Consider the following 19,903-nt stretch of genomic DNA (forward strand, 5'->3'; position numbering starts at 1 on the left):
TCGGCGGCAACTCTCAGACGTCGGACGTGCAAGGGGCCGGGGCGCTCAGGGCCTCGACCAGGTGGGTGGCCGAGGTGGTGTGCTTGGCGTAGGCGTTCGGGAAGGCTGAGATCTGGACGGCCTGGGCGGCGTCGGTGAGGCGCATCGTCTGCCAGCCGTTGATGGTGAGCAGCTTGTCGTAGAACTTTCGGGTCTGATAGCCCGGGTCGGAAAGCTGCTTGGGGGTGCCCCAGCCCTGGCTGGGGCGCTGCTGGAACAGGCCGATGGAGTCACGATCGCCGCCGCGCAGGTTGCGCAGGCCGGACTCCTGGAGGGCGGTGGCGACGGCGATCACCAGGCCGCGGTTCGGCACTCGCCGCTCGTTGCCGATGGTGACGATGAGGCGGGCGTTGGCGACCTGCTCGTCGTTCCACTTGGTCAAGGTCACTGTGGACGCCGAAGCCGCGGGGCTCGGTGTGCAGGCGGCGTTGGCACGGAGCAGAGGACTGATGATGAAGCCGGCCAGCACAGCGACGGCGATCACGAAAAGCGGGCGCACGACGGCGAAGAGTACAGGTTGTCGATCTCATAGATCGAGGGGCATGACCGGTCTCCCGATCATGCCCCTCGGGCTCAGCGAAAGAGGGTCAGCGGGTGGGGTGGACTACCGCGGCGGCGCCGCCTCCCCGGCGGGTGGGTTCGGCCGATGCGATGAAGCTGCCTCGGGGGGTCAGCTCGATGGCGGTGGCCGCGCCCAACTCGGGGACGTCGGGGGCGAATGTGTGGCCCAGTGCGGTCAGGGCAGGGCCGTATGTGGTGTGGAAAGCCGGCTCGGCCTGGATGCCGGCGGTGTTGCGCTGGGACGCTCGTGGGGCGGCCATCGCGGCCGGCAGCGACTGGTTCAGGACCAGGCGGTTGACCAGCACCTGGAGGACCGTGGTGATGATGGTGGCGCCGCCCGGGGAGCCCAGGGCCAGGAAAGGCTTGCCGTCCTTCAGGACGATTGTCGGCGACATCGAGCTGCGGGGGCGCTTGTTGGGGCCGGGCAGGTTCGGGTCGGCGGCGGGGGCCTGGGTGTTGGTGAAGTTGAAGTCGGTCAGCTCGTTGTTCAGCAGGAAGCCGCGGCCGGGGACCACCATCGCGTTGCCGCCGGTCTGCTCGATGGTGAACGTGTACTCGACGACGTTGCCCCACTTGTCGGCGACCGTCAGGTTCGTGGTGCTCATGCCCTGCTCGGTGGGGCCGCCCACGGTGGCCGGGGTGCAGCCGGAAGCGGTGATGTCGCCGGGCGGGACGGGCTTGGTCAAGGCGCGGGCCGGGTTGATCTGGCAGGCGCGCTGGGCGGCCCAGCGGTCGGAGACGAGCTTGTTCAGGACGGGCTGGGGGGTGTTGGCGCCTACGTAGCGGTTGCGGTCGGCGAACGACAGGGCCGACGCCTCCAAGTAGTAGTGCAGGGCGTTCTGCGGGGTGACCTTCTTGTTCTCCAGGATGTTCAAGGCCTCGCTGACCGCCACGCCGCCGCTGGACGGGGTCGACATGCCGTAGACGGTCAGGCCGCGGAAGTCCGAGCGGGTCGGGGCGGGCGTCCGCACCCGGTAGTTGCGCAGGTCGGCGGTGGTCAGCGTGCCGGGCCGGATCGGATATGCCCACGAGCCGATCGGCGTGGTGGCGACCGGCGGGTTCTGCACGGTGCGGACGATGTCGGCGCCGACCGGGCCGTTGTAGAGCACGCCGATGCCCTTGCGGGCGATCAGGCGGTACGTGTCGGCCAGGTCGGGGTTGCGCAGCGTCGAACCTACGGCCGGGGGCGCGCCGCCGGGCAGGTAGATGGCGCTGGTCGCGGGGAACTGGCCGAAGGCGGCGGCGTTGTCGGCCACCTGCTGGCGGAAGGTGGCGTCCACGGCGAAGCCGCGGTCGGCGACCTTCGCGGCCGGCTGGAGAAGGCTGGCCAGCGAACGTGTGCCCCACTTACGGGCGGCGGTGTCCCAGGTGGCGAGCGTGCCGGGCGTACCGACGGAAAGGCCTGAGACCCGGGCCTCGGGGAAGTCGTACGGCAAGCCGTCGGCCGGGTCGATGAAGTGGGTCTCCTTCATCGTGGCCGGGCCCGACTCGCGGCCGTCGATGGTGGAGACGGCACGTTTGCGGGCGTCGTAGTAGACGAAGAAGCCGCCGCCGCCGATGCCGGCCGAGAACGGCTCGGTCACGCCCAGCGTGGCCGCGGCGGCCAAGGCGGCGTCGACGGCGTTGCCGCCACGGCGCAGCACGTCGACGCCGACGGCGGTCGCGGTCGGGTCGACGGTGGCGACGGCGCCGCCGTACCCGGTGGCCGTGGGCCCAAGAGCCGGGGTGCCGGCCGAAACCGGGGCGCCGGCGAGAGCTGGGGTGCCGGCCAGAGCCGGGGCGCCGGCCAGAGCCGGGGCGCCGGCCAGAGCCGGGGTGCCGGCCAGAGCCGGGGTGCCGGCCAGAGCCGGGGTGCCGGCCAGAGCCGGGGTGCCGGCCAGAGCCGGGGTGCCGGCCGAAGCTGGAGCGGCGGCCAAGGCCGGGGTCGGGGCGGCGAGTGCCGTTGCCGACAGGGAGAGTGCAGCTAGTACCGGCAAGATCCGCATCGATCCTCCGAAGTAGGCAGAGCTGACGGTCTATCCCTGCCTACCAGACTCGCCGGGAATGCGCCGCACAACCGGGGGCGGCTTACCGCGAATGGGCCGCCCACGTCTCGAACATCGCGGCGTAGGCGCCGCCCGCGGCCACCAACTCGGCGTGGGAGCCGGACTCGATGATGCGGTGGTCGTCGACCACGATGATGCGGTCGGCTCGCATGGCCGTGGACAGGCGATGGGCGACCAGGATGGCGGTGCGGCCCTCCAGCAAGGCGTCCAATGCCGCCTCCACCCGCAGCTCCGAACGCAGGTCCAGGCTGGACGTCGCCTCGTCCAGGACCACCACGCGCGGGGAGGCCAGGAACGCCCGGGCCAGGGCCAGGAGCTGGCGTTCACCCGAGGACACCGACTGGCCGCGCTCGTGCAGGGGCGTGTCCAGGCCCTCGGGGGAACGCTCGACCAGGTCGCGCAGGCCCACCGCGTCCACGGCGGCCCACACTTCTTCGTCGGTCGCTGCAGGGCGGGCGAAAGCGATGTTGTCGCGGAGCGTGCCGGCGAACAGGAACGGCTCCTGCGGCACGACCCCGATCTGGCGGCGCAACGAACTCAAGGTCACGTCGCGGAGATCGTACCCATCAATCGTGATTTTGCCTGAAGAAGGGTCGTAGAAGCGGGTCACCAGTTTGGCCAGGGTGGACTTGCCGGCTCCGGTCGGCCCCACGCAGGCGATGGTCTCGCCGGGGGCGATCCGCAGGTCGACGCCCTCGAGGACCGGGCGGTCGGGGAGGTAGCCGAACGTCACGCCGTCGAAGACGATCTCGCCCTCGACCGGTGGGAGGGTCAGCCGGCCGGGCACCACCGACGGCTCGGACGAGAGCAGGCCGCGGATCTTGCCGATGGCCGCCTTGCCCTGCTGGTACTGGGTGTAGAGCTGGACCAGTTGCTGCACCGGCTGGAAGAACGAGTTGATGTAGAGCACGAACGCGGTCAGCTCGCCGACCGTCAGCTCGCCACGCAGCACCATCCGGCCGCCCAGCAGCAGCATCACCGCCATCGCGATCAGGCCGATCACCGACGTGCCGGGGCCGTAGATGGCGTTGATCCGGCCCGTCCAGTCGTTCGCGTCGCGGTACGAGCCGACCACCTCGCGGTGGGCGGCGACGTTGCGCTCCTGGCGGTTGTGGGCGGTGACCACGCGGACGCCGTTCAGCGACTCGGCCAGGTCGGCGAACATGGCGGCGATGGTGTCGCGCTGGCGGTTGTAGCCGCGGTCGGCCGCGTGCCGGAACCACAGCGACGCGATCGTCAGCGGCGGGACGACCAGGACCAGGGTGATGATGGCGAGCTCGGCGTTGTAGTGGAACAGCACGCCGGTCACCACGACCATGGTCAGGCCCTGGATGAGGAACTGGGCGAAACCGTCCTGGAGCAGGTTCTGCAACGACTCCACGTCGGAGGTCATCCGGGTCAGGGTGACGCCGGCCTTCTCCCGCGTGTAGTAGTCGAGCGACATGCGCTGCAGGTGGGCGAAGATGCGGATCCGCAGGTCACGGGTGGCGGCCGCGGCGAGCAGGCCGCTCTTGCGCATGCGGATCGCGGTGGCCAGGCCGGTGAGCAGGATGGCGGCCACGAAGCAGGCGGTCGCGATGACCAGGACCCGGACGTTGCGGTCGGTGATGCCGTGGTCGATGCCGACCTGCACGAGGTAGGGGCCGGCCTGCAACAGCAGGGTCTCGACGAGGATGGCCAGGGAGGCGGCGAGCAGCAGGCCCGGGCGGCCGATCAGCAGCCGGCCGATCGAGATGCGAGCGCCCCGGTCGCGCTCCGGGTCGTAGCGGGCGCCGGGGTCGCCGTGCTCGGGCTCGCGGGATTCGAGCTTGGCCACGCCCTCGGCCAGGTCGTCGGGGATGCCGGCGAACGGCAGGCCGTTGCCCTTGCGGCCGGCCGCGCCCATGGTCGGGCGGCCACCGACGTTGAAGCCGCCGAAGCCGCCACCGAACATGCTCACGCTGAGCCTCCCTGAGCGGCGACGGCCGGCGCGCCGAGGGTCACGCCGTCACCCTGCGCGGCGATGGGCGGTGCGCCGGGGGTCGTGCCGTCACCCTGCGCGGCCAGAACTTCCGCATAGCGCGGCTCGGTGGCCAGCAGCGACTCGTGGGTGCCGTCGGCGATCACGCGGCCGCCGTCCATCAGGACCACGCGCTCGGCCAGGCTGATCGTGGAGAGGCGGTGCGCGACGATCAACGTTGTGCGGCCACGCATCTTGTCGCGCAGCGACGAGTGGATCATCTGCTCGACCGTCACGTCGATGGCGCTGGTCGCGTCGTCCAGCACCAGGATCGGCGGGTTGACCAGCAGCGCCCGCGCGATGGCGACCCGCTGACGCTGACCGCCGGAGAGGGTGTAGCCGCGTTCACCGACCACAGTGTCGTACCCCTCCGCCAGGTTCCGGATGAACTCGTCGGCGCCGGCCGCGACGGCCGCGGCGACGACTTCATCCCGGGAGGCGTGCGGTTTGCCGTAGGCGATGTTGTCGTGGATCGAGAGGGAGAACAGGAACGGCTCGTCGGGCACGATGCCCACCTGCTCGCGCAGTGACGCGAGGCTCACGTCACGCACGTCGTGCCCGTCGATGGTCACCCGGCCGGACGTCACGTCGTAGAACCGCGCGGCCAGCCGCCCGAGCGTCGACTTCCCGCTTCCGGTCCCGCCGACCACCGCCACGGTCTCCCCCGGCCTGATGCGCAGGTTCAGACCTTCAAGAGCGACGGTCCCATTGGGGTACGCGAAGACGACGTCCTCGAACGCAAGATCGCCGCGGAGGGGCACGACGACCGGATCGGGGCCGTCCACGACGTCCGACGGCGTATCGAGGATCTCGTAGATACGCCGGGCCGACGCCGACGCCCGCTGGCCCATCATGATCATCATGCCGAGCATCCGGAACGGCGGCTGAAGCATGAGGATGTACGAGTTGAAGGCGACGATCGTGCCCACGGTGGTGTGCCCGTCGATGACCATGAGACCGCCGACCAGCAGCACCAGGGCGAGCCCGAGCCGCGGCAGGTTGTCCAGCAGCGGATTCCAGCGGCTGCGGATCCGCGCGTCCTGGCGGTAGGCCCAGCGGATCCGGTCGGCGCTCTCGGCCAGCGACCGCAGCTGGCGCCCCTCCGCCGCGAAGGCCTTCACGATGCGTACACCCTGGATGTTCTCGTCGACGACCGTGGCCAGCTGGGCCAGGCGGGCCTGGATCAGCCACGACACCGGGAAGATCGCCTTGCGCATGCTGACGCCGAGGACCCCGATGATCGGCATGGTCACCATGGCGACGATGGCCAGCGGCACGTTGATCGAGAGCATGAGCCCGAAGGCGACGACCGCGATCAGGCACTGCACGAGGATCGAGGGGCCGAACGACAGGTACATCTGCACGGCGCGGATGTCGGAACCGGAGCGCGACATCAGCTCGCCGGTCTGCACCCGGTCGTAGAAGCCGAACGGCATCCGCACCAGATGCGAGTAGACGATGTTGCGCAGGTCGTACTCCATCTCGTACGCCGTGCGCAGCAGATAGAGCCGGGCCAGATAGTTGATCAGGCCCTGGACCAGGGCGAGACCGACGATCCACCAGACGTACGTGGCCAGGTCGCCGGTGCGGTCGACCACCGCGTCGTCGATGCCGATGCGGACGAGGTTGGGGATCTGCACCTGCACGATCAGCCCGGCGAAGGACAGCGTGAGCGAGGTGATGAGCAGGGTCTTGTGGGCCTTGACCAGTGGCAGCGCCCGGCGCAGCCAGGTCTTGCGAACATCCGGATCGATGGACGCCCGGGGCGCGCGACGACTCAACGGCGCCTCCAATCTAGTTAGCCTGGCTAACGATACTCGGGACCGGCTCCGGCGCCGGCGTGACCCGCGGCACCAATACGACGGCCAGCGCCCCCAGCGCCTGGCAGACCGCGATCCCGGCCAGCAGAACGACGATTCCGGCGGGCGCGGCGAACCCGGCCACGGCGGCGCCGGCGGCGGCCGCGGTGACCTTGACCCCGGCGCCGAGGGTGAAGACCTGGGTGCGGATCTCCGGCGGCGACTCCTGATCCCGTACGGCGAAGACCGCCACCGAGACCGGGACACCCAGCGCGCCGGCGAGCGCGAAGAGCGGCAGCCCGGCCCAGCCCGCGGGCAACAGGATGAGAAGAAGGAAGGGCAGCACGGTGGCGGCCAGCGACACGGCGACCACCCGCTCGGGCCGCCATCGCCGGATCGGCCACCTGGTGAGCAGCAGCGAGGTGAGCAGCCCACCCGCGGCCCCGGCCGACAGCACCAGCCCGGTCAGCTCATGACGCCCGGCCTCGTCGGCGAGCAACGCCGCGACCAGCGGCAGGGCGCCGACCCCGAGCATGCTGAAGATCGTCCCGAGGGTGACCGCTCCGAGCCGGGGCCGCCGCACCATCACCGTGAGCCCGGCCAGGGGCGAGCGGATCCGCTTCGGGCTGCTGTCAGCGCTCGGCAGCGGGAGGGAGGCCACGAGGATGGCGCCGGCCACGACCAGGGTGACCAGGCCGACCACCGACCAGGAGGCGCCGGCCAGGTCGGCGAGGACGGCGGCCAGGGCCGGACCGGCGATTCCGGCGATGCTGTACGACATCACGTCGAACCCGAACGCGCGCTCCAACCGGCCCGGCACGAGATCGGGGAGCAGGCTGCTCAGGCCGCCGATCAGCAGCGGCGCGCAGCACCCGGCGAAGATCAGGAGCACCACGGCGGCCACGGTCGAACGGCCGATCATCTCGGCGCCCGTGAGCAGCGCGCCGCCGTACCCCAGAAAAGCCAGGAAATAGAGAAGCCGCCGCCGGTGGACGGCATCGGCCAGGGCGCCCGTGATGGGCGCCGCCACGACGTGCGGCACCATCAGCGCCGCGATCAACAGCCCGCCGAGCGCCGCGTCGCCCGTGCGATCGAGCGCGAGGAGCAGGATCGCCACCCGGGCGCCCTCGTCGGCGAGACGGGCGCACACGGCGGCACCCACATAGCGGGTCAAGGTCATTGCGGCATTCTTTACCCCGCTCAGCCGACCCCGAACGGCTGCGGCGCCACCGATGGGCACGTCGTGCCGCGGGCCGGCAGAGTGAGCGCGGTCAAGTACTTGTCGACCGCGCCGGCCACGCAGGGGCTCCGGTTGTAGATGACGTGGCCCCACCCGTCGTACGTCAGCAGAGCCGCCTTCGGGCCCAGCTGCCCGGCCACCCGCTGCGCCCAGGGATAGGCCGTGGCCGGGTCGTGCCGGGAGTTCACCAGCAGGGTCGGGATCGTGGCCGGCGGGGGCCCGGAAGCGCTCTGCGGATTGTCCGGCGGGGACGGCCAGCCCAGGCAGCCCGTCAGCGCCGCCAGGGCCAGCGGCGACACCAGCATGTGCGGGGAGCGCTTGGCCAGCGCCTCAAGGTGGTGCCGCAGGTCGGGGAAGCCGGTCACCGGCAGGTGCCAGTCCTCGCAGATCACCGCGGGGAAGCTGTGGTCGATCAGGTCGACCGGTGGGGCCGGGGCCCGCTTGCCCGTGGGCTTGGCGGCCAGGGCGTCGCGCAGGTAGTAGGCGAACGAGTACCACTGGGGCTCGTAGAAGGCCGCGAAAGCCGCGCCGATCAGCTCGGCCAGGGTGAGGGCACGGGGCGGGTCGTACGGGTTGCGCAGGGTTCCCGCCCGGGCCCGGGCGACCGCGTCCGACCAGACCTTGTTGACGTCCTGGCCTCGCAGGATGCACTGGGCGTCCCGGGCGCACCAGGCCGTGAACTGATGGAACGCGTCCTCGGCGGCGTCCGTCTCCTCGGTCATGAAGCGGGTCAGGCCGGCGCCGTGGTCCATCACGCTGTCCAGGACCAGGGCGCGCAGGCGGGACGGGTAGAGCCGCGCGTACTGCTGGCCCATCAGGGTGCCGTACGAGGCGCCGTAGAAGCTGATCTTCTCCTCGCCCAGGGCGGCGCGGACCGCCTCCATGTCGCGGACCACACTGGCCGTGTCGACGTGGGGGAAGACCGGGCCGGTGCGGCCGGCGCAGTCGGCGGCCAGCTTGCGGTTGTACGCGATCGTGGCGTCGTACGCCTTCTGGGAATTGATCAAGGGGTCGGGCTGGGCGTCGACCAGGTCCCGTGAGCAGAGCACGGGGGTGCTGCGGCCGACGCCCCGCGGGTCCATGCCGACGATGTCGAAGCGTGCCCTCAGGTCCTCGCCGAAGAACGTGGTGGCGCTGAGCGTGAAATCGACCGCCGAACCGCCGGGGCCGCCCGGGTTGACCAGCAGCGCGCCGGCGCGGCGGGCCGGGTCGGCGGCCTTACGCCGGGCGATCGTCAGCATCGCCGTCGGGCCGGACGGGTTCGCCCAGTTCGCGGGGACGCGCATGGTTCCGCATTGGACCGCCTCGTTCTCGGGGCACGTCTTCCACGTGATGACGAAGGCGGCCGCCGCGGCCCGGGTGGGCGTCACCCCGTACGTCAGCAGGGTGATGACCGTGAGAATCGCGGCCCGGAAGGGTCGCGCCGTAGCTCGCACCGCGCTGCATCTCCGCCCTGCACGGCCGTCGCACCGCGCGGCCCCATCTTCGGACGAACCCCGATCGCGAGTCTGGCGAATGGGTGAAGTTCGCCGGGGCGTGGCACCGTTGGGCGATGAATCGCACCCGTCTCGCCTTCGCGGCCGCCGGAACAGCGTTGCTCGTGGGATGTTCGGAAGCGGAGAGCACGCCCAAGGGACAGGCCACCTATGCCCCGGCGCCCTCGGCCTCGAGCTCGGCCTCGGCCTCGGCCCCGAAGGCAGCCACCGAGGTCAGGCTGGGAATGCCGCAGCTCATCGCGACTGGCATCGAGGTCCCGTGGGGCCTGGCCTTCCTGCCCGACGGCAGCGCTCTGGTCAGCGAGCGGGAGAGCGGCGACATCCTCCAGATCCCGGCCGGCGGTGGCGATCCTCGCAAGGTTCACCACATCGACGGCGTCTCCGCGGCGGGGGAAGGCGGGCTCCTGGGAATCGCCGTCGACCCGGACTATGCGAACAACAAGTTTGTGTACGCCTATTTCACCGGAGACTCCGATAACCGAATTATCCGATTTGCGCTGGGGGAAGGTGGGGCGGCGACCAAGGTCATCCTGGACGGGATCGACAAGGCGGGCGTTCACAACGGCGGCCGGATAGCGTTCGGCCCCGACGGCTTCCTGTACGTGGGCACGGGTGACGCCGGCGACGGGAGCGCCTCGCAGGACCGCGACGACCTGAACGGCAAGATCCTGCGGATCACCCGGGACGGCGCGGCCGCGCCCGGCAACCCCACCGCGGGCTCGCGGGTCTGGTCGATGGGCCACCGCAACGTGCAGGGCCTGGCCTGGGGCGCGGACGGGAAGATGTACGGCGTCGAGTTCGGCCAGAACACGTGGGACGAGGTCAACGTGATCGAGCCGGGCCAGAACTACGGCTGGCCCGAGGTCGAGGGTAAGGCCGGCGACGGCAGATACGTGGATCCGATGGTGCAGTGGTCGACCGACGAGGCCTCGCCCTCGGGCGCCGCGGTCGCCGGCGGCAACCTCTACGTGGCCGGCCTGCGCGGCGAGCGGCTGTGGGTCGTTCCGCTGACCGGCGGCGAGCCGCGGGCCGAGTTCAGCGGGACGTACGGACGTCTGCGGACGGTGGCCGCCGCGCCGGACGGCGCTCTCTGGCTGACCACCTCGAACCGGGACGGCCGCGGGGACCCGCAGGACGGTGACGACCGGATCCTGCGGTTCCCCGCGGCCCAGAGCTAGCGGTTGGTGTTGGGCGGAAGTTGCGGGAGGGCCGAGATCGCGGCGGCGTACACCTTGATCTGGCGGCCGTTGGGCACCACGCCGACGGCGCGGAGCTGGTCGCTGATGGCCTGCGCAACCGAATCCTCGGTCTGACCCCGGTGGGTCTGCATGACCTTGTTGACCACATAGTCGACTCTGACCTGTTGTTGCCACCCGGCGGATCGGGAGCCTCCGCCGGTGGCGTAGCTGATGGGGGCGACGCGTTCCATGCCGTGTCTATCGGACGCCGGGCGCCGCGTTGCGAAGGTATGGGGCGGCGCAACCCGACCGCAACCGGGTCACACCGCCCCGACAATCATTCGGACTCGGACTCGGGCTCCTTGGCCTTGGGCGCCTCCGGCGGGCTGAGCCGCAGCCAGAGCAGGAACAACAGGCCCAGGGCCAGCATCGCGAGGCCCATCCACAGGTTGATCCGTACACCCTGGGCCTTGTCGATCTCCGACTGGTTGTCGAAGATGCCGAGCAGCGTGACGATCACGCCGTAGACGACGAAGAGGCCACCGATCACGCGCCGGACGTCGAACAGGCGCGCGGCCGCGGACGCCTTCTCCTTTTCCTCAGCCATGACGGTTCTCCTTACCAGACCGGGATGTACAGGACGAAGGCCAGCACGACCGCGATCGTGCCGAGCAGGACCGGGTTACGCCACCACACCTTGTCCCCCGAGATGATCACTTCGCCGCTGGTGCTGGTGCCGCCCAGGCCGTAGACGAGGCCGCGGAGCTCCTCCTCCGGCTTCGGCGGGGTGAACAGGGTGACCAGGATGGCCACGACGACGGCGGTCACGAAGGCCGCGCCGGCGCCCCAGAAGCTCTCCTCCAGGTCGGAGTTGAAGTGGATGGTCTCGGTGATGTGGCCCAGGTAGAGCGCGAGCGAGGCCAGGAAGCCGAGCAGCAGCGACCAGAAGCCGGCCCAGGCCGACATCCGCTTCCAGAACATGCCGACGATGAAGGTCGCGAACAACGGGGCGTTGAACAGCGAGAACAGCGCCTGGATGTAGTTCATGATGTTGTCGTAGCCGGCCGCGATGAAGGCGGTGCCGATGCCGATGACCACGCCGCCGAACGTCGCCCAGCGGCCGACCTTCAGGTAGTAGTCGTCGCTGCGGCCCTTGCGGATGTAGGGCTGCCAGATGTCGTACGTGAAGACCGTGTTGAAACCGCTCACGTTGGCCGCCATGCCGGCCATGAACGAGGCCAGCAGACCGGTGACCGCGACTCCGAGCACGCCGTTGGGCAGCAGGTCGCGCATCAGCAGCGGGATCGCGTTGTTGTAGGTGAGGTCGCCCGACTCGGCGCCCAGGCCCTTGACCGTGACCAGGGCGATCAGGCCGGGAACGACGGTGACGACCGGGATCAGCAGCTTCGGGAAGGCGCCGATGATCGGGGTACGCCGGGCCGCGCTCATGTCCTTGGCCGAGAGCGCCCGCTGCACCTCGGCGAAGTTGGTCGTCCAATATCCGAACGAGAGCACGAAGCCCAGGCCGAAGATGATGCCGATCCAGTTCGCGCCGAGCGGGTTGTCGCTGGTCGCCGTGTCGGCCCAGGTGTGCAGTCCGGCCTCGCCGAGCGGGCTCTGCCGCACCTTCTCGAACAGGCCGTCGATGCCGCCGACCTTGACCAGGCCGACGATGGTGATCGGGAGCAGGCCGGCCAGGATCACGAAGAACTGGAGCACCTCGTTGTAGATGGCCGAGGACAGGCCGCCGACGCCGATGTAGATCAGCACGATGGCGGCGCCGAGGCCGATCGAGACCCAGAGCGGCCAGCCGAGCAGTGCCTGCAGGATCAGTGCCAGCGCGAACAAGTTCACGCCGGCGATGAGAACCTGGGCCACCGCGAAGCTGACCGCGTTGAACAGGTGGGTCGAGTTGTTGAAGCGCCGCCGCAGGAACTCGGGGACGCTGTGCACCTTCGAGCCGTAGTAGAACGGCATCATCACGATGCCGAGGAACACCATGGCGGGCACGGCGCCGATCCAGTAGTAGTGCAGGGTCATCAGACCGTACTGGGCGCCGTTGGCGGCCATGCCCAGGATCTCCAGCGCGCCCAGGTTCGCCGAGACGAACGCGAGGCCGGTGACCCAGGCCGGCATCGAGCGGCCGGACAGGAAGAAGTCGGCGCTCGTCTTGATCGCTCTCCGCGCCGCGAAGCCCACACCGAGCACCGTGCCGAAGTAGAGGATCAGAATCAGGTAATCGAAGATGTCGAGGTCGAGCCGTAGGCCGCTCGCCGCAAGTACCTCCACAGGCCACCTCCATGGCGAAAGTCGCCATGGGCTACCCGAGACGAAGATCTTTCACACCTCGATGTGTCCTTCGCACTACCTGTCACGTAACAGCATGTCGACGCCGTCCAGGATCCGGCTCAGGCCGAAGTCGAACGCCTGATCGGCGCCGCCGCGCTCGGCGGCGTCGGCGACCGCCGCGGCCAGGGCCGGGAAGCGGTCCGGATGCTCTCGCAGGACGAGCCCGATGGTGGCGGTCAGCTCGCTCTCGCGAGTTCCGGCCTGCCCGGCGATCATGCGGACCTGACCGGCGACGCTGGCCACCGCGTCCATCCGCTCGGCCCCGGTGAGCCCGGCCGGCAGCACGGCCAGCGCGCTCTCCATCCATCCGAGCTCGTTCGGCCCGATCGGGCGGCCGCCGACGGTCGCCTCCATCGCCCACGGATGCGGCACGTAGCGGTCGAGCAGCGCCTCGGCCCAGGACCTCAGCGCGGCCCGCCAGTCCCCGGCCGGGAGCGGAGGCGGGGCGCCGATGGCCTGTTCCAGCATCACCGCGACCAGCTCGGTCTTGCCGGGCACGTAGCGGTAGAGCGACATCTTCGTGAAGCCGAGGTCGGCCGCCACCCGCTGCATGGTGACCGCGGCCAGCCCCTCGGCGTCGGCCACCGCGATCGCGGCGCCGGCGATCTGATCGAGCGTCAGCGCGGGCTTCGGCCCCCGGGTCCGCGGGCGCTCCTCCCAGAAAAACATCTTGCCCTCCCTCGGAACTGTGTCTATCGTACACAGAAATAACCGAGTCCGATGGACACAGTTTTTCGGAGGCATGACATGGACGTCCTCATCTCCGGCGCGAGCATCGCCGGCCCCGCCCTCGCCTATTGGCTCGGCCGCTTCGGCATCCGGCCGACGGTCGTCGAGATCGCCCCCGAGCTGCGCACCGGCGGGAGCGCGGTCGACTTCCGCGGCCCTCTGCACATGGGCCTGCTGGAGCGGATGGGCGTGCTCGACGGCCTGCGCGCGGTGCAGACCGGCGGCACGGCGATGCGCTTCGTCGACGCGAACGGCGCCAAGCTGATGGAGTGGCCGGCCGGGCTGGCCGGCGGCGACCTCGAGGTGCGCCGGGGCGACCTGGCCCGGATCCTGGTCGACGCCGGCGCCGGGCACACCGAATATCTCTTCGGCGACAGCATCGCCGCGCTCGACGAGCACGGTGGCGGCGTCGACGTCACCTTCGCCGGCGGGACGCAGCGCACCTTCGACCTGGTCGTCGGGGCCGACGGCGTGCACTCACGGGTGCGGCGGCTGACCTTCGGGCCCGAGGAGCGATTCGTGAAACACCTGGGCTACTACGTGGCGACCTGGGGCGTGCCGGCGATCTCCCGCGACATGCTGCTCTACAACGAGCCCGGCCGCATGATCAGCACGGGCGGCGACGGCGCCTTCGCGGCGTTCGCGTCCGACAAGATCGAGTACGACCGCCACGATCCCGCCGCCGCGAAGAAGATCCTGCGCGAGCGGTACGCCGGCATGGGCTGGCGGGCGCCGGAGCTGCTGGCCACGATGGGCGACGACCTCTATTTCGACCAGATCTGCCGGGTCGGCGCTCCCGAGTGGACCCGCGGCCGGGTCGCGCTGGTCGGCGACGCGGCCAGCGGGGCCACGATCGGCGGGCAGGGCAACGGGACGGCGCTGGTCTGCGCGTACGTGCTCGCGGCCGAGCTGGCGGCGGCGCGCGGCGATCACCGGGTGGCCTTCGAGGCGTACGAGAAGAGAATCGGCCGGTTCGCGCGCGGCACCCAGAAGGGCGGCGACACGACCGGCCGGTTCCTCGCTCCTCGCACACAAAGAGGCATCAACGTGCGGAACTACCTCAACAACCGCAAGTGGTTCCTCGACCTGACCTTCAAGATCGCGGCCGACCGGGCCACGAACCTGGAGCTCACCGCAGAGCCGCGACCGCTTCGGCCGTCAGATCCGGCAGGCGGTCGATGACCAGAGCGGCGCCGGCCAGCGCGTCCGCCGCCGGCGGATAGACGCCGTGCGGGACGGCGATCACCGCCATCCCGGCGGCGGCGGCCGAACGCAGGCCGTTGCTGGAGTCCTCGATCGCCGCGCAGTTCTCCGGCGCGACGCCGAGCTTGCCGGCGACGGCCAGATAGACGTCCGGCGCCGGCTTGCCCCGCGGCACCTCCTCGGTCGACATGGCCACCTTGAAGGCGCCGGTCAGCCCGGCCGTGGCCAGCACCTGGTCGATCAGAACCCGGGCCGACGAGCTGGCGAGCCCGAGCGTGAAGCTCTCCCCCAGCCGCTTCACAACCTCCACCGCTCCGGGGATGAGCGGCAGATCGGATTTGTACCGAACCGCCATCTGGCCGAGGACGTCGGAAGCGACCTCCGACGGTGTCCGTGGAACGCCAACCTCGTCAGCCAGGTGGGTGGACCACTCCCCCGTACTCATGCCCATCATGCGATCTTGAGAATCGGGAAGGAAGGACTTGCCGTACGACGCCACGTACGACCGCCGGACGTCCTCCCAGACCTCCTCGGTGTCGATGATGACGCCGTCGAGGTCGAAGATCACCGCGGAGATGGTCACAGCGCCTCCGCCGCCGGCACGATCTCCTTGGCGAAGATCTCGAACTGCTTGGTGTCCCACACGTTGCGCAGGCCGCCGTGCCCGACCTGGAAGCCCATGCCGGCCAGCCGGGTCAGCGTCTCGATGATCTCGCCGACCCGCTCGCCGTTCTCGCCGAGGTCGAACGGCACCATCACGGTTTTCTGGATCTCGTCGTAGTCGCGGCCCACGTCCTCGCAGTGCTGCTTGAGCACGTCGAGCTTGTGCTGCAACTGCGGGCCGGGGAAAAGGTTGCAGGCATCGGCGTACTGCGCCACCAGCCGCAACGTCTTCTTCTCACCGCCACCACCGATGAGGATCGGCGGGTGCGGGCGGCTCAGCGGCCGCGGCGAGTTCAGCGGCCGGCCCAGCCGGTAATGCGTGCCCTCGAACGGCGTCTCGTCGCCGTCGAACATCTGCCGGCAGATCCTCAGCGCCTCCTCGAGCCGCTCGAACCGCTCCTTGGTCGGCGGGAACGGCAGGCCGAGACCCACCGACTCCTCCTCGTTCCAGGCGGCGCCGATGCCGAGGATGGCCCGGCCCCCGGAGAGCACGTCGAGCGTGGTCACCGCCTTGGCCAGCAGGCCCGGCTCGCGATAGACGACGCCGGTCACCAGCGTCAGCAGCTTGGCCTTCTTAGTGTGCGCGGCCAGGAAGCCCAGGGCGGTGTACGCCTCGAGCATGTCCCACTCGGCCGGCCCGATGGCCTGGATCTGCCACAGGTGGTCCATGACGCTGATCCGCTCGAAGCCGGCCTCGTCGGCAGCCGAGGCGACCTCACCGAGCACCGGCCCGAGCCTCGGCGCCCCCTCGGGCCAGGTGAAGTTCGAGATGTGCAAACCCAGTTTCACAGCCGTTCCCCTCGCAAGAGACGCTCCGACAAAACCTAATCATGCTTTTGTACGCAGGGTGTCCGCTCAACGGCCGGTTCGAACCCCGGGAACGATCTTCCTCGGCCGTTCCGCTGAGTTGCTGAACGGTTGCCGGCCGGTAGTTTCGAAGATCAGGAACAAGCTTGAGGAGCACCGCCATGCTTCCTTCGCCGCTTCCCTCAGCGACGAACCGCGCCCGAACGTCGTCACCCTCCGTGAGCGTCGTCCTTCCCGTCCGGGACCCCGCGGGCCTGCCGCTGATGCTGCGCGGCCTGCCACCGGTGGACGAGGTCGTGGTGGTGGCCGAGGCCGGCTCGGCGGCCGCCGTGGCGGCGCGGAACCTGCGGCCCGGCGCTGTCGTGGTGTCTCCTACCCGGCCCGGCCCCGGTAATGCGCTCGCGTCCGGAATCGCGGCCGCCCGCGGCGACGTGGTGGTCACCCTCAACGGCGACGGCTCGACCGACCCGGCCGAGATCCCGCGCTTCGTGGCGGCGCTGGTGGAGGGGGCCGACGTGGCGGTCGGATCGCGCTACGTGGCCGGGGGCCGCGACCTCACCGGCGGCCGGTTCCGCCGCTGGTCCCACCTGATTCTCGTCTGGTGCCTGAACGCGCTGCTCGGCACGCGCCGCACCGACCCCGGTTTCGGATACGCCGCCTTCTGGCGGGACGCGGCGGACCACCTGGATCTTCCCGACCCGGCCGTCCGGGCCGGCGCGGCCTGGGGCGAGGGCCCGGAAATCGGCCCCCTGCTGGCGATCCGCCCGGCCCTCCGGGGCCTGCGGGTCACCGAGATCCCCAGCGTGGCCTTCCCCCCGATCCGGCGCGCTCACCGCGACGACCGGCCCCGCCTGCACCATTGGCTGCGAACCGCCCTGCGCGAGCGACGCGACCGCCGCTCCTACACCCCACCCCCGATCGTCCGCCCGGCGGCTGGCCCTTCTCCGGCCACGACCCCGGGGTTTCCGCGCGTCCAGTACGGCCCGGGGTTCCGCCTGGAGCAGGACGGGCCGGGTTATCGGATCACCCCCGAGCCTCGCTCCGCCGACCGCCCGAAGCGCCGGACAAATCGGGAAAGTCAGGCAAGGGCGGGCTGGGAACGCACGCCGGGCTGGGAAGGCACGCCGGGCGGCCAAGGCACCGTGGGCGGCACGGCGGGCGGGCAAGACACGGGGGGCGGGCAAGACACGGCGGGCGGGAAAGGCACGCCGGGCGGGCAAGGTTTGGCGGGCGGGAAAGGCACGGCGGGCGGGAAAGGCACGCCGGGCGGCCAAGGTTCGGCGGGCGGGCGTGAGCGGACCACTGCTGACGTCTGGCGGCAGGCCGATCGGCGGGCGCCTGGGGAGCCGATCTGGAGTCCGTCGCGCCGGACCGCGCCACCCGCGCGGGATCTGTGGCGGGAGCGGCGCGGTCAGAACCAGCCCGTGCCGCCCTATCCGGCCGCGCATCCCGAGCCGCTCTTCGGGCCGGACGTGCAGCCCCGCGTGGCCGAGGACGCCTGGCTGCCGCTGCCCCGGGCGCCCAAGCAGCCGGGTGAGGTGGGCGCTCGGCGCCGGCGGATCGCCGGCCGCCAGTCGCAGCCCGACCTGCGCGTCATCAACGGCGAAGGTGCGGGCCCGGCCGGCGGCCGCCGGGGCCGGCTGCGGTCGGTCAAGAAACCCTAGAGCGCAGCTGCGGGAGGATCTTCTCGCTGTAGAGGCGCAGGAAACGCTCCTGGTCGGGGCCGGGAGCGTGGAAGACCAGGTGCTTGAAGCCCATGTCGAGATATTCGGCGATCTTCTCGGCGTGCTCGCCGTGGTCGGACGACACGATCCAGCGGGAGGCGGTGCGCTCGACCGGCAGCTCGTCGGAGAGGCGCTGCATCTCGATCGGGTCCTCGACGCCGGTCTTCTCGTCGGGCGTGAGGGCCAGGGCGCCCCAGTGCCGGGTGTCCTGGCGGGCCTTCTCGTGGTCGTCGTCGAACGAGACCTTCACCTCGATCAGCAGGTCGAGGTCGTCGATCTTGCGACCGGCCTTCTCGGCGCCCTCGCGGACCGCCGGCAGCAGCGTGTCCGTGTAGAGCTCCCGGCCCTTGCCGCTGGTGGTGATGAAGCCGTCGGCGATGCGGCCGGCGAGCCGGGTCGCGGACGGGCCGGAGGCGCCGATGTAGATCGGCACCGGGATCTCCGGCTTGTCGTAGATCGTGGCGTTCTCGGTCTGGTAGAACTGCCCGTCGAACGTCACCCGGTCCTCGCGCCACAGCTTCTGGATGAGCTGCACGGCCTCCTTGAGCCGGGCGAAGCGCTCCTTGCCGTCCGGCCACGGGATGCCCAGCGGCACCTCGTTGAGCGACTCGCCCGAGCCCACGCCGAGCACGACCCGCTCCGGGGCCAGGCAGCCCAGCGTGGCGAACGCCTGGGCCACCACGGCCGGGTGGTAGCGGAACGACGGCGTGAGAACGCTCGTGCCGATCAGGATCCGCTCGGTGCGGGCGGCGAGGGCGCCCAGCCAGGGCAGCGCCGCCGGCGCGTGACCGCCGTCGTGCCGCCACGGCTGGAGGTGGTCGCTGACGAAGACGGAGTCGAAGCCGAGCTCCTCGGCCAGCACGCTGTAGTTGAGAAGTTCCGACGGCGGGAACTGCTCCGCCGAAGCCTTGTACCCGAACCGAATCATGTCCCTGACACTAACCCGCGGCTTTGTAGGCCTTTCCGGCCTCGGTCGGACTGTCGCCGTCCTTGTACAGGCCGAAGTCGGCGCTGTCGCCGACGGCGGGCAGGCCGAACCAGGCGTACCGCTCGAGCCATGCTCTGTTCTCCAGGCCCTTGGTGGTGCCCTTGATGAAGGTCACCAGCTGCGCCTGGGTCGGATATTTGGGCGTACCGGAGAAATTCATCAAGCCGAACTCGGTGACCCAGATCGGCTTGTTGTAACGCTTGTGCACGGCGTCGACGTAGCCCAGGAACTGGTTGACCGCGGCCGCGCTGAAGTCGGATCCGTACCAGTGCAGGGTGATGAAGTCGACCCGGTAACCCTTGTCCTCCGCCCCGCTCATGAAGCGGTCGAGCCAGCCTCCGGGGGTGTCACCGCCGTACGCCACCGAGGGGCTGCCCAGGCGCATGCCGGTCGCCTGCAGCTTGGGCCAGGCGGCCAGGGCGTCCTCGACGGTCATGTTGGCCTGACCGCCCATGTCGGGCTCGTTGAAGCCCAGCAGGACGTCGCCCTCCTTCTTGACCTCGGACAGGGTGGCGTCGGTGACGTTGGCCTTGCCCCAGACCATCGGGACGAACTCGACGCCGGACGGGCCGGGCACGTCGTTGTTGTTCGGGCCCCAGTTGTAATACCAGCCCGCGCCGACGTCGGACAGCGCCGCTTTCGACCCGGTGAACTTCCAGACTCCGACGCCCTTCTTCTTGCTCTCCTTGGCCGGGATCACGATCGGCGCCGCGCTGGTCGGCTTGAGCGTGGGGGTCCTGGACGGGGTGGGCGAGGGTTTGGCCGGCGTCTTCGACGGGGTGGGCGACGGGCGGGTCGTCGCCGGCGCCGGCGCCGGCGCCTGCACCGCGGCCGTGGCGACCTTCGGCGGGTCGGGCTGCTGGGTGACCACGACGGCGACCCCGCCGCCGACGACCGCGGTGGTGGCCAGGGCCGCGGTCAGCACCTTCTGGGAGAGGCCGAGGCCGACCTTGGTCGCGGGGGGGGGGGCGGCGCCGCCCGGGGCCCCCCCCGCCCCCCCCCCCCCGCGGCCCGGGGGCCCCCCCCCCCCCGGGCGCCGCCCCACGGCGAAGCCGGCCCCCACCCCCCCGGCCCCCCCCCGGC

At 70.8% G+C, this 19,903-nt stretch carries 17 protein-coding genes; 3 read left to right on the plus strand and 14 right to left on the minus strand.

Annotated features, from left to right (window positions below):
- Positions 1 to 13 precede the first annotated feature (13 nt).
- The 6 genes from ACFY36_RS18300 to ACFY36_RS18325 all read right to left on the minus strand — a co-directional run bounded on the left by ACFY36_RS18300 (position 14) and on the right by ACFY36_RS18325 (position 9,119).
- Positions 14 to 538 carry a peptidase M23 gene (locus ACFY36_RS18300; protein WP_499747147.1) on the minus strand — a complete coding sequence of 175 codons (525 nt, stop codon included), beginning with the start codon at positions 536 to 538 and terminating at the stop codon, positions 14 to 16.
- Between the two features lie 88 nt (positions 539 to 626).
- Entirely contained in the window at positions 627 to 2,585 is a 1,959-nt protein-coding gene (gene ggt, locus ACFY36_RS18305; RefSeq protein ID WP_499747148.1) for a gamma-glutamyltransferase, read from the minus strand.
- Positions 2,586 to 2,667: 82 nt separating this feature from the next.
- Positions 2,668 to 4,578, minus strand: coding sequence for an ABC transporter ATP-binding protein (locus tag ACFY36_RS18310; RefSeq protein WP_499747556.1), 1,911 nt, complete (start codon positions 4,576 to 4,578; stop codon positions 2,668 to 2,670).
- Positions 4,579 to 4,580: 2 nt separating this feature from the next.
- Positions 4,581 to 6,425, minus strand: a complete 1,845-nt coding sequence (locus tag ACFY36_RS18315) for an ABC transporter ATP-binding protein (RefSeq protein ID WP_499747149.1) — start codon at positions 6,423 to 6,425, stop codon at positions 4,581 to 4,583.
- Between the two features lie 13 nt (positions 6,426 to 6,438).
- The gene (locus ACFY36_RS18320) at positions 6,439 to 7,623 is read right to left on the minus strand and encodes an MFS transporter (RefSeq protein WP_499747150.1); all 1,185 of its coding nucleotides are present in this window, start codon (positions 7,621 to 7,623) and stop codon (positions 6,439 to 6,441) included.
- A 20-nt stretch (positions 7,624 to 7,643) separates the two neighbouring features.
- The gene (locus ACFY36_RS18325; protein WP_499747151.1) at positions 7,644 to 9,119 is read right to left on the minus strand and encodes an alpha/beta hydrolase; all 1,476 of its coding nucleotides are present in this window, start codon (positions 9,117 to 9,119) and stop codon (positions 7,644 to 7,646) included.
- Between the two features lie 116 nt (positions 9,120 to 9,235).
- Here ACFY36_RS18325 and ACFY36_RS18330 point away from each other — a divergent pair, with 116 nt between their 5' ends.
- Positions 9,236 to 10,357: a PQQ-dependent sugar dehydrogenase gene (locus tag ACFY36_RS18330; RefSeq protein ID WP_499747152.1), complete on the plus strand. Its 1,122-nt coding sequence runs from the start codon at positions 9,236 to 9,238 to the stop codon at positions 10,355 to 10,357.
- On the opposite strand, the gene ACFY36_RS18335 is transcribed toward ACFY36_RS18330, so the two are convergent.
- The 4 genes from ACFY36_RS18335 to ACFY36_RS18350 all read right to left on the minus strand — a co-directional run bounded on the left by ACFY36_RS18335 (position 10,354) and on the right by ACFY36_RS18350 (position 13,375).
- The gene (locus tag ACFY36_RS18335; protein ID WP_499747153.1) at positions 10,354 to 10,608 is read right to left on the minus strand and encodes a hypothetical protein; all 255 of its coding nucleotides are present in this window, start codon (positions 10,606 to 10,608) and stop codon (positions 10,354 to 10,356) included. The two genes, ACFY36_RS18330 and ACFY36_RS18335, sit on opposite strands and share 4 nt — an antisense overlap.
- A gap of 86 nt (positions 10,609 to 10,694) precedes the next feature.
- Complete coding sequence (locus tag ACFY36_RS18340; RefSeq protein ID WP_499747154.1) at positions 10,695 to 10,964, minus strand: hypothetical protein; 270 nt, start codon at positions 10,962 to 10,964, stop codon at positions 10,695 to 10,697.
- A gap of 11 nt (positions 10,965 to 10,975) precedes the next feature.
- Positions 10,976 to 12,646, minus strand: coding sequence for a sodium:solute symporter family protein (locus ACFY36_RS18345; RefSeq protein ID WP_499747155.1), 1,671 nt, complete (start codon positions 12,644 to 12,646; stop codon positions 10,976 to 10,978).
- Between the two features lie 75 nt (positions 12,647 to 12,721).
- A complete protein-coding gene (locus tag ACFY36_RS18350; protein WP_499747156.1) occupies positions 12,722 to 13,375 on the minus strand; it encodes a TetR/AcrR family transcriptional regulator in 654 nt (217 codons plus the stop codon).
- A 78-nt stretch (positions 13,376 to 13,453) separates the two neighbouring features.
- Here ACFY36_RS18350 and ACFY36_RS18355 point away from each other — a divergent pair, with 78 nt between their 5' ends.
- On the plus strand, positions 13,454 to 14,617 hold the full coding sequence (locus ACFY36_RS18355) for an FAD-dependent monooxygenase (protein WP_499747157.1): 1,164 nt from the start codon (positions 13,454 to 13,456) through the stop codon (positions 14,615 to 14,617).
- Here the strand turns inward: ACFY36_RS18355 and ACFY36_RS18360 are convergent.
- Together ACFY36_RS18360 and ACFY36_RS18365 are read right to left on the minus strand one after the other, a co-directional pair.
- Positions 14,565 to 15,221, minus strand: a complete 657-nt coding sequence (locus tag ACFY36_RS18360; RefSeq protein ID WP_499747158.1) for an HAD family hydrolase — start codon at positions 15,219 to 15,221, stop codon at positions 14,565 to 14,567. The two genes, ACFY36_RS18355 and ACFY36_RS18360, sit on opposite strands and share 53 nt — an antisense overlap.
- A complete protein-coding gene (locus ACFY36_RS18365; protein WP_499747159.1) occupies positions 15,218 to 16,090 on the minus strand; it encodes an LLM class F420-dependent oxidoreductase in 873 nt (290 codons plus the stop codon). The genes ACFY36_RS18360 and ACFY36_RS18365 overlap by 4 nt, the downstream gene beginning before the upstream one ends.
- 236 nt (positions 16,091 to 16,326) lie before the next feature.
- Between ACFY36_RS18365 and ACFY36_RS18370 the strand changes: the two genes are divergently transcribed.
- Positions 16,327 to 17,772, plus strand: coding sequence for a glycosyltransferase family 2 protein (locus ACFY36_RS18370; RefSeq protein WP_499747160.1), 1,446 nt, complete (start codon positions 16,327 to 16,329; stop codon positions 17,770 to 17,772).
- On the opposite strand, the gene fgd is transcribed toward ACFY36_RS18370, so the two are convergent.
- The gene (gene fgd / locus ACFY36_RS18375; protein WP_499747161.1) at positions 17,759 to 18,760 is read right to left on the minus strand and encodes a glucose-6-phosphate dehydrogenase (coenzyme-F420); all 1,002 of its coding nucleotides are present in this window, start codon (positions 18,758 to 18,760) and stop codon (positions 17,759 to 17,761) included. The genes ACFY36_RS18370 and fgd overlap by 14 nt on opposite strands.
- Before the next feature lie 10 nt (positions 18,761 to 18,770).
- Positions 18,771 to 19,745, minus strand: a complete 975-nt coding sequence (locus ACFY36_RS18380; RefSeq protein WP_499747162.1) for a glycoside hydrolase family protein — start codon at positions 19,743 to 19,745, stop codon at positions 18,771 to 18,773.
- Positions 19,746 to 19,903 lie beyond the last annotated feature (158 nt).

Source organism: Actinoplanes sp. NPDC000266, from assembly GCF_042899005.1.
GTDB lineage: Bacteria > Actinomycetota > Actinomycetes > Mycobacteriales > Micromonosporaceae > Actinoplanes.

What these genes read in the sequence shown, in the direction of transcription:
- ACFY36_RS18350 (WP_499747156.1), bottom strand. Translation starts at nt 13,375, where the DNA reads ATGTTTTTCTGGGAGGAGCGCCCGCGGACCCGGGGGCCGAAGCCCGCG.
- ACFY36_RS18320 (WP_499747150.1), bottom strand. Translation starts at nt 7,623, where the DNA reads ATGACCTTGACCCGCTATGTGGGTGCCGCCGTGTGCGCCCGTCTCGCC.
- ACFY36_RS18340 (WP_499747154.1), bottom strand. Translation starts at nt 10,964, where the DNA reads ATGGCTGAGGAAAAGGAGAAGGCGTCCGCGGCCGCGCGCCTGTTCGAC.
- ACFY36_RS18355 (WP_499747157.1), top strand. Translation starts at nt 13,454, where the DNA reads ATGGACGTCCTCATCTCCGGCGCGAGCATCGCCGGCCCCGCCCTCGCC.
- ggt (WP_499747148.1), bottom strand. Translation starts at nt 2,585, where the DNA reads ATGCGGATCTTGCCGGTACTAGCTGCACTCTCCCTGTCGGCAACGGCA.
- ACFY36_RS18335 (WP_499747153.1), bottom strand. Translation starts at nt 10,608, where the DNA reads ATGGAACGCGTCGCCCCCATCAGCTACGCCACCGGCGGAGGCTCCCGA.
- ACFY36_RS18310 (WP_499747556.1), bottom strand. Translation starts at nt 4,578, where the DNA reads ATGTTCGGTGGCGGCTTCGGCGGCTTCAACGTCGGTGGCCGCCCGACC.
- ACFY36_RS18330 (WP_499747152.1), top strand. Translation starts at nt 9,236, where the DNA reads ATGAATCGCACCCGTCTCGCCTTCGCGGCCGCCGGAACAGCGTTGCTC.
- fgd (WP_499747161.1), bottom strand. Translation starts at nt 18,760, where the DNA reads ATGATTCGGTTCGGGTACAAGGCTTCGGCGGAGCAGTTCCCGCCGTCG.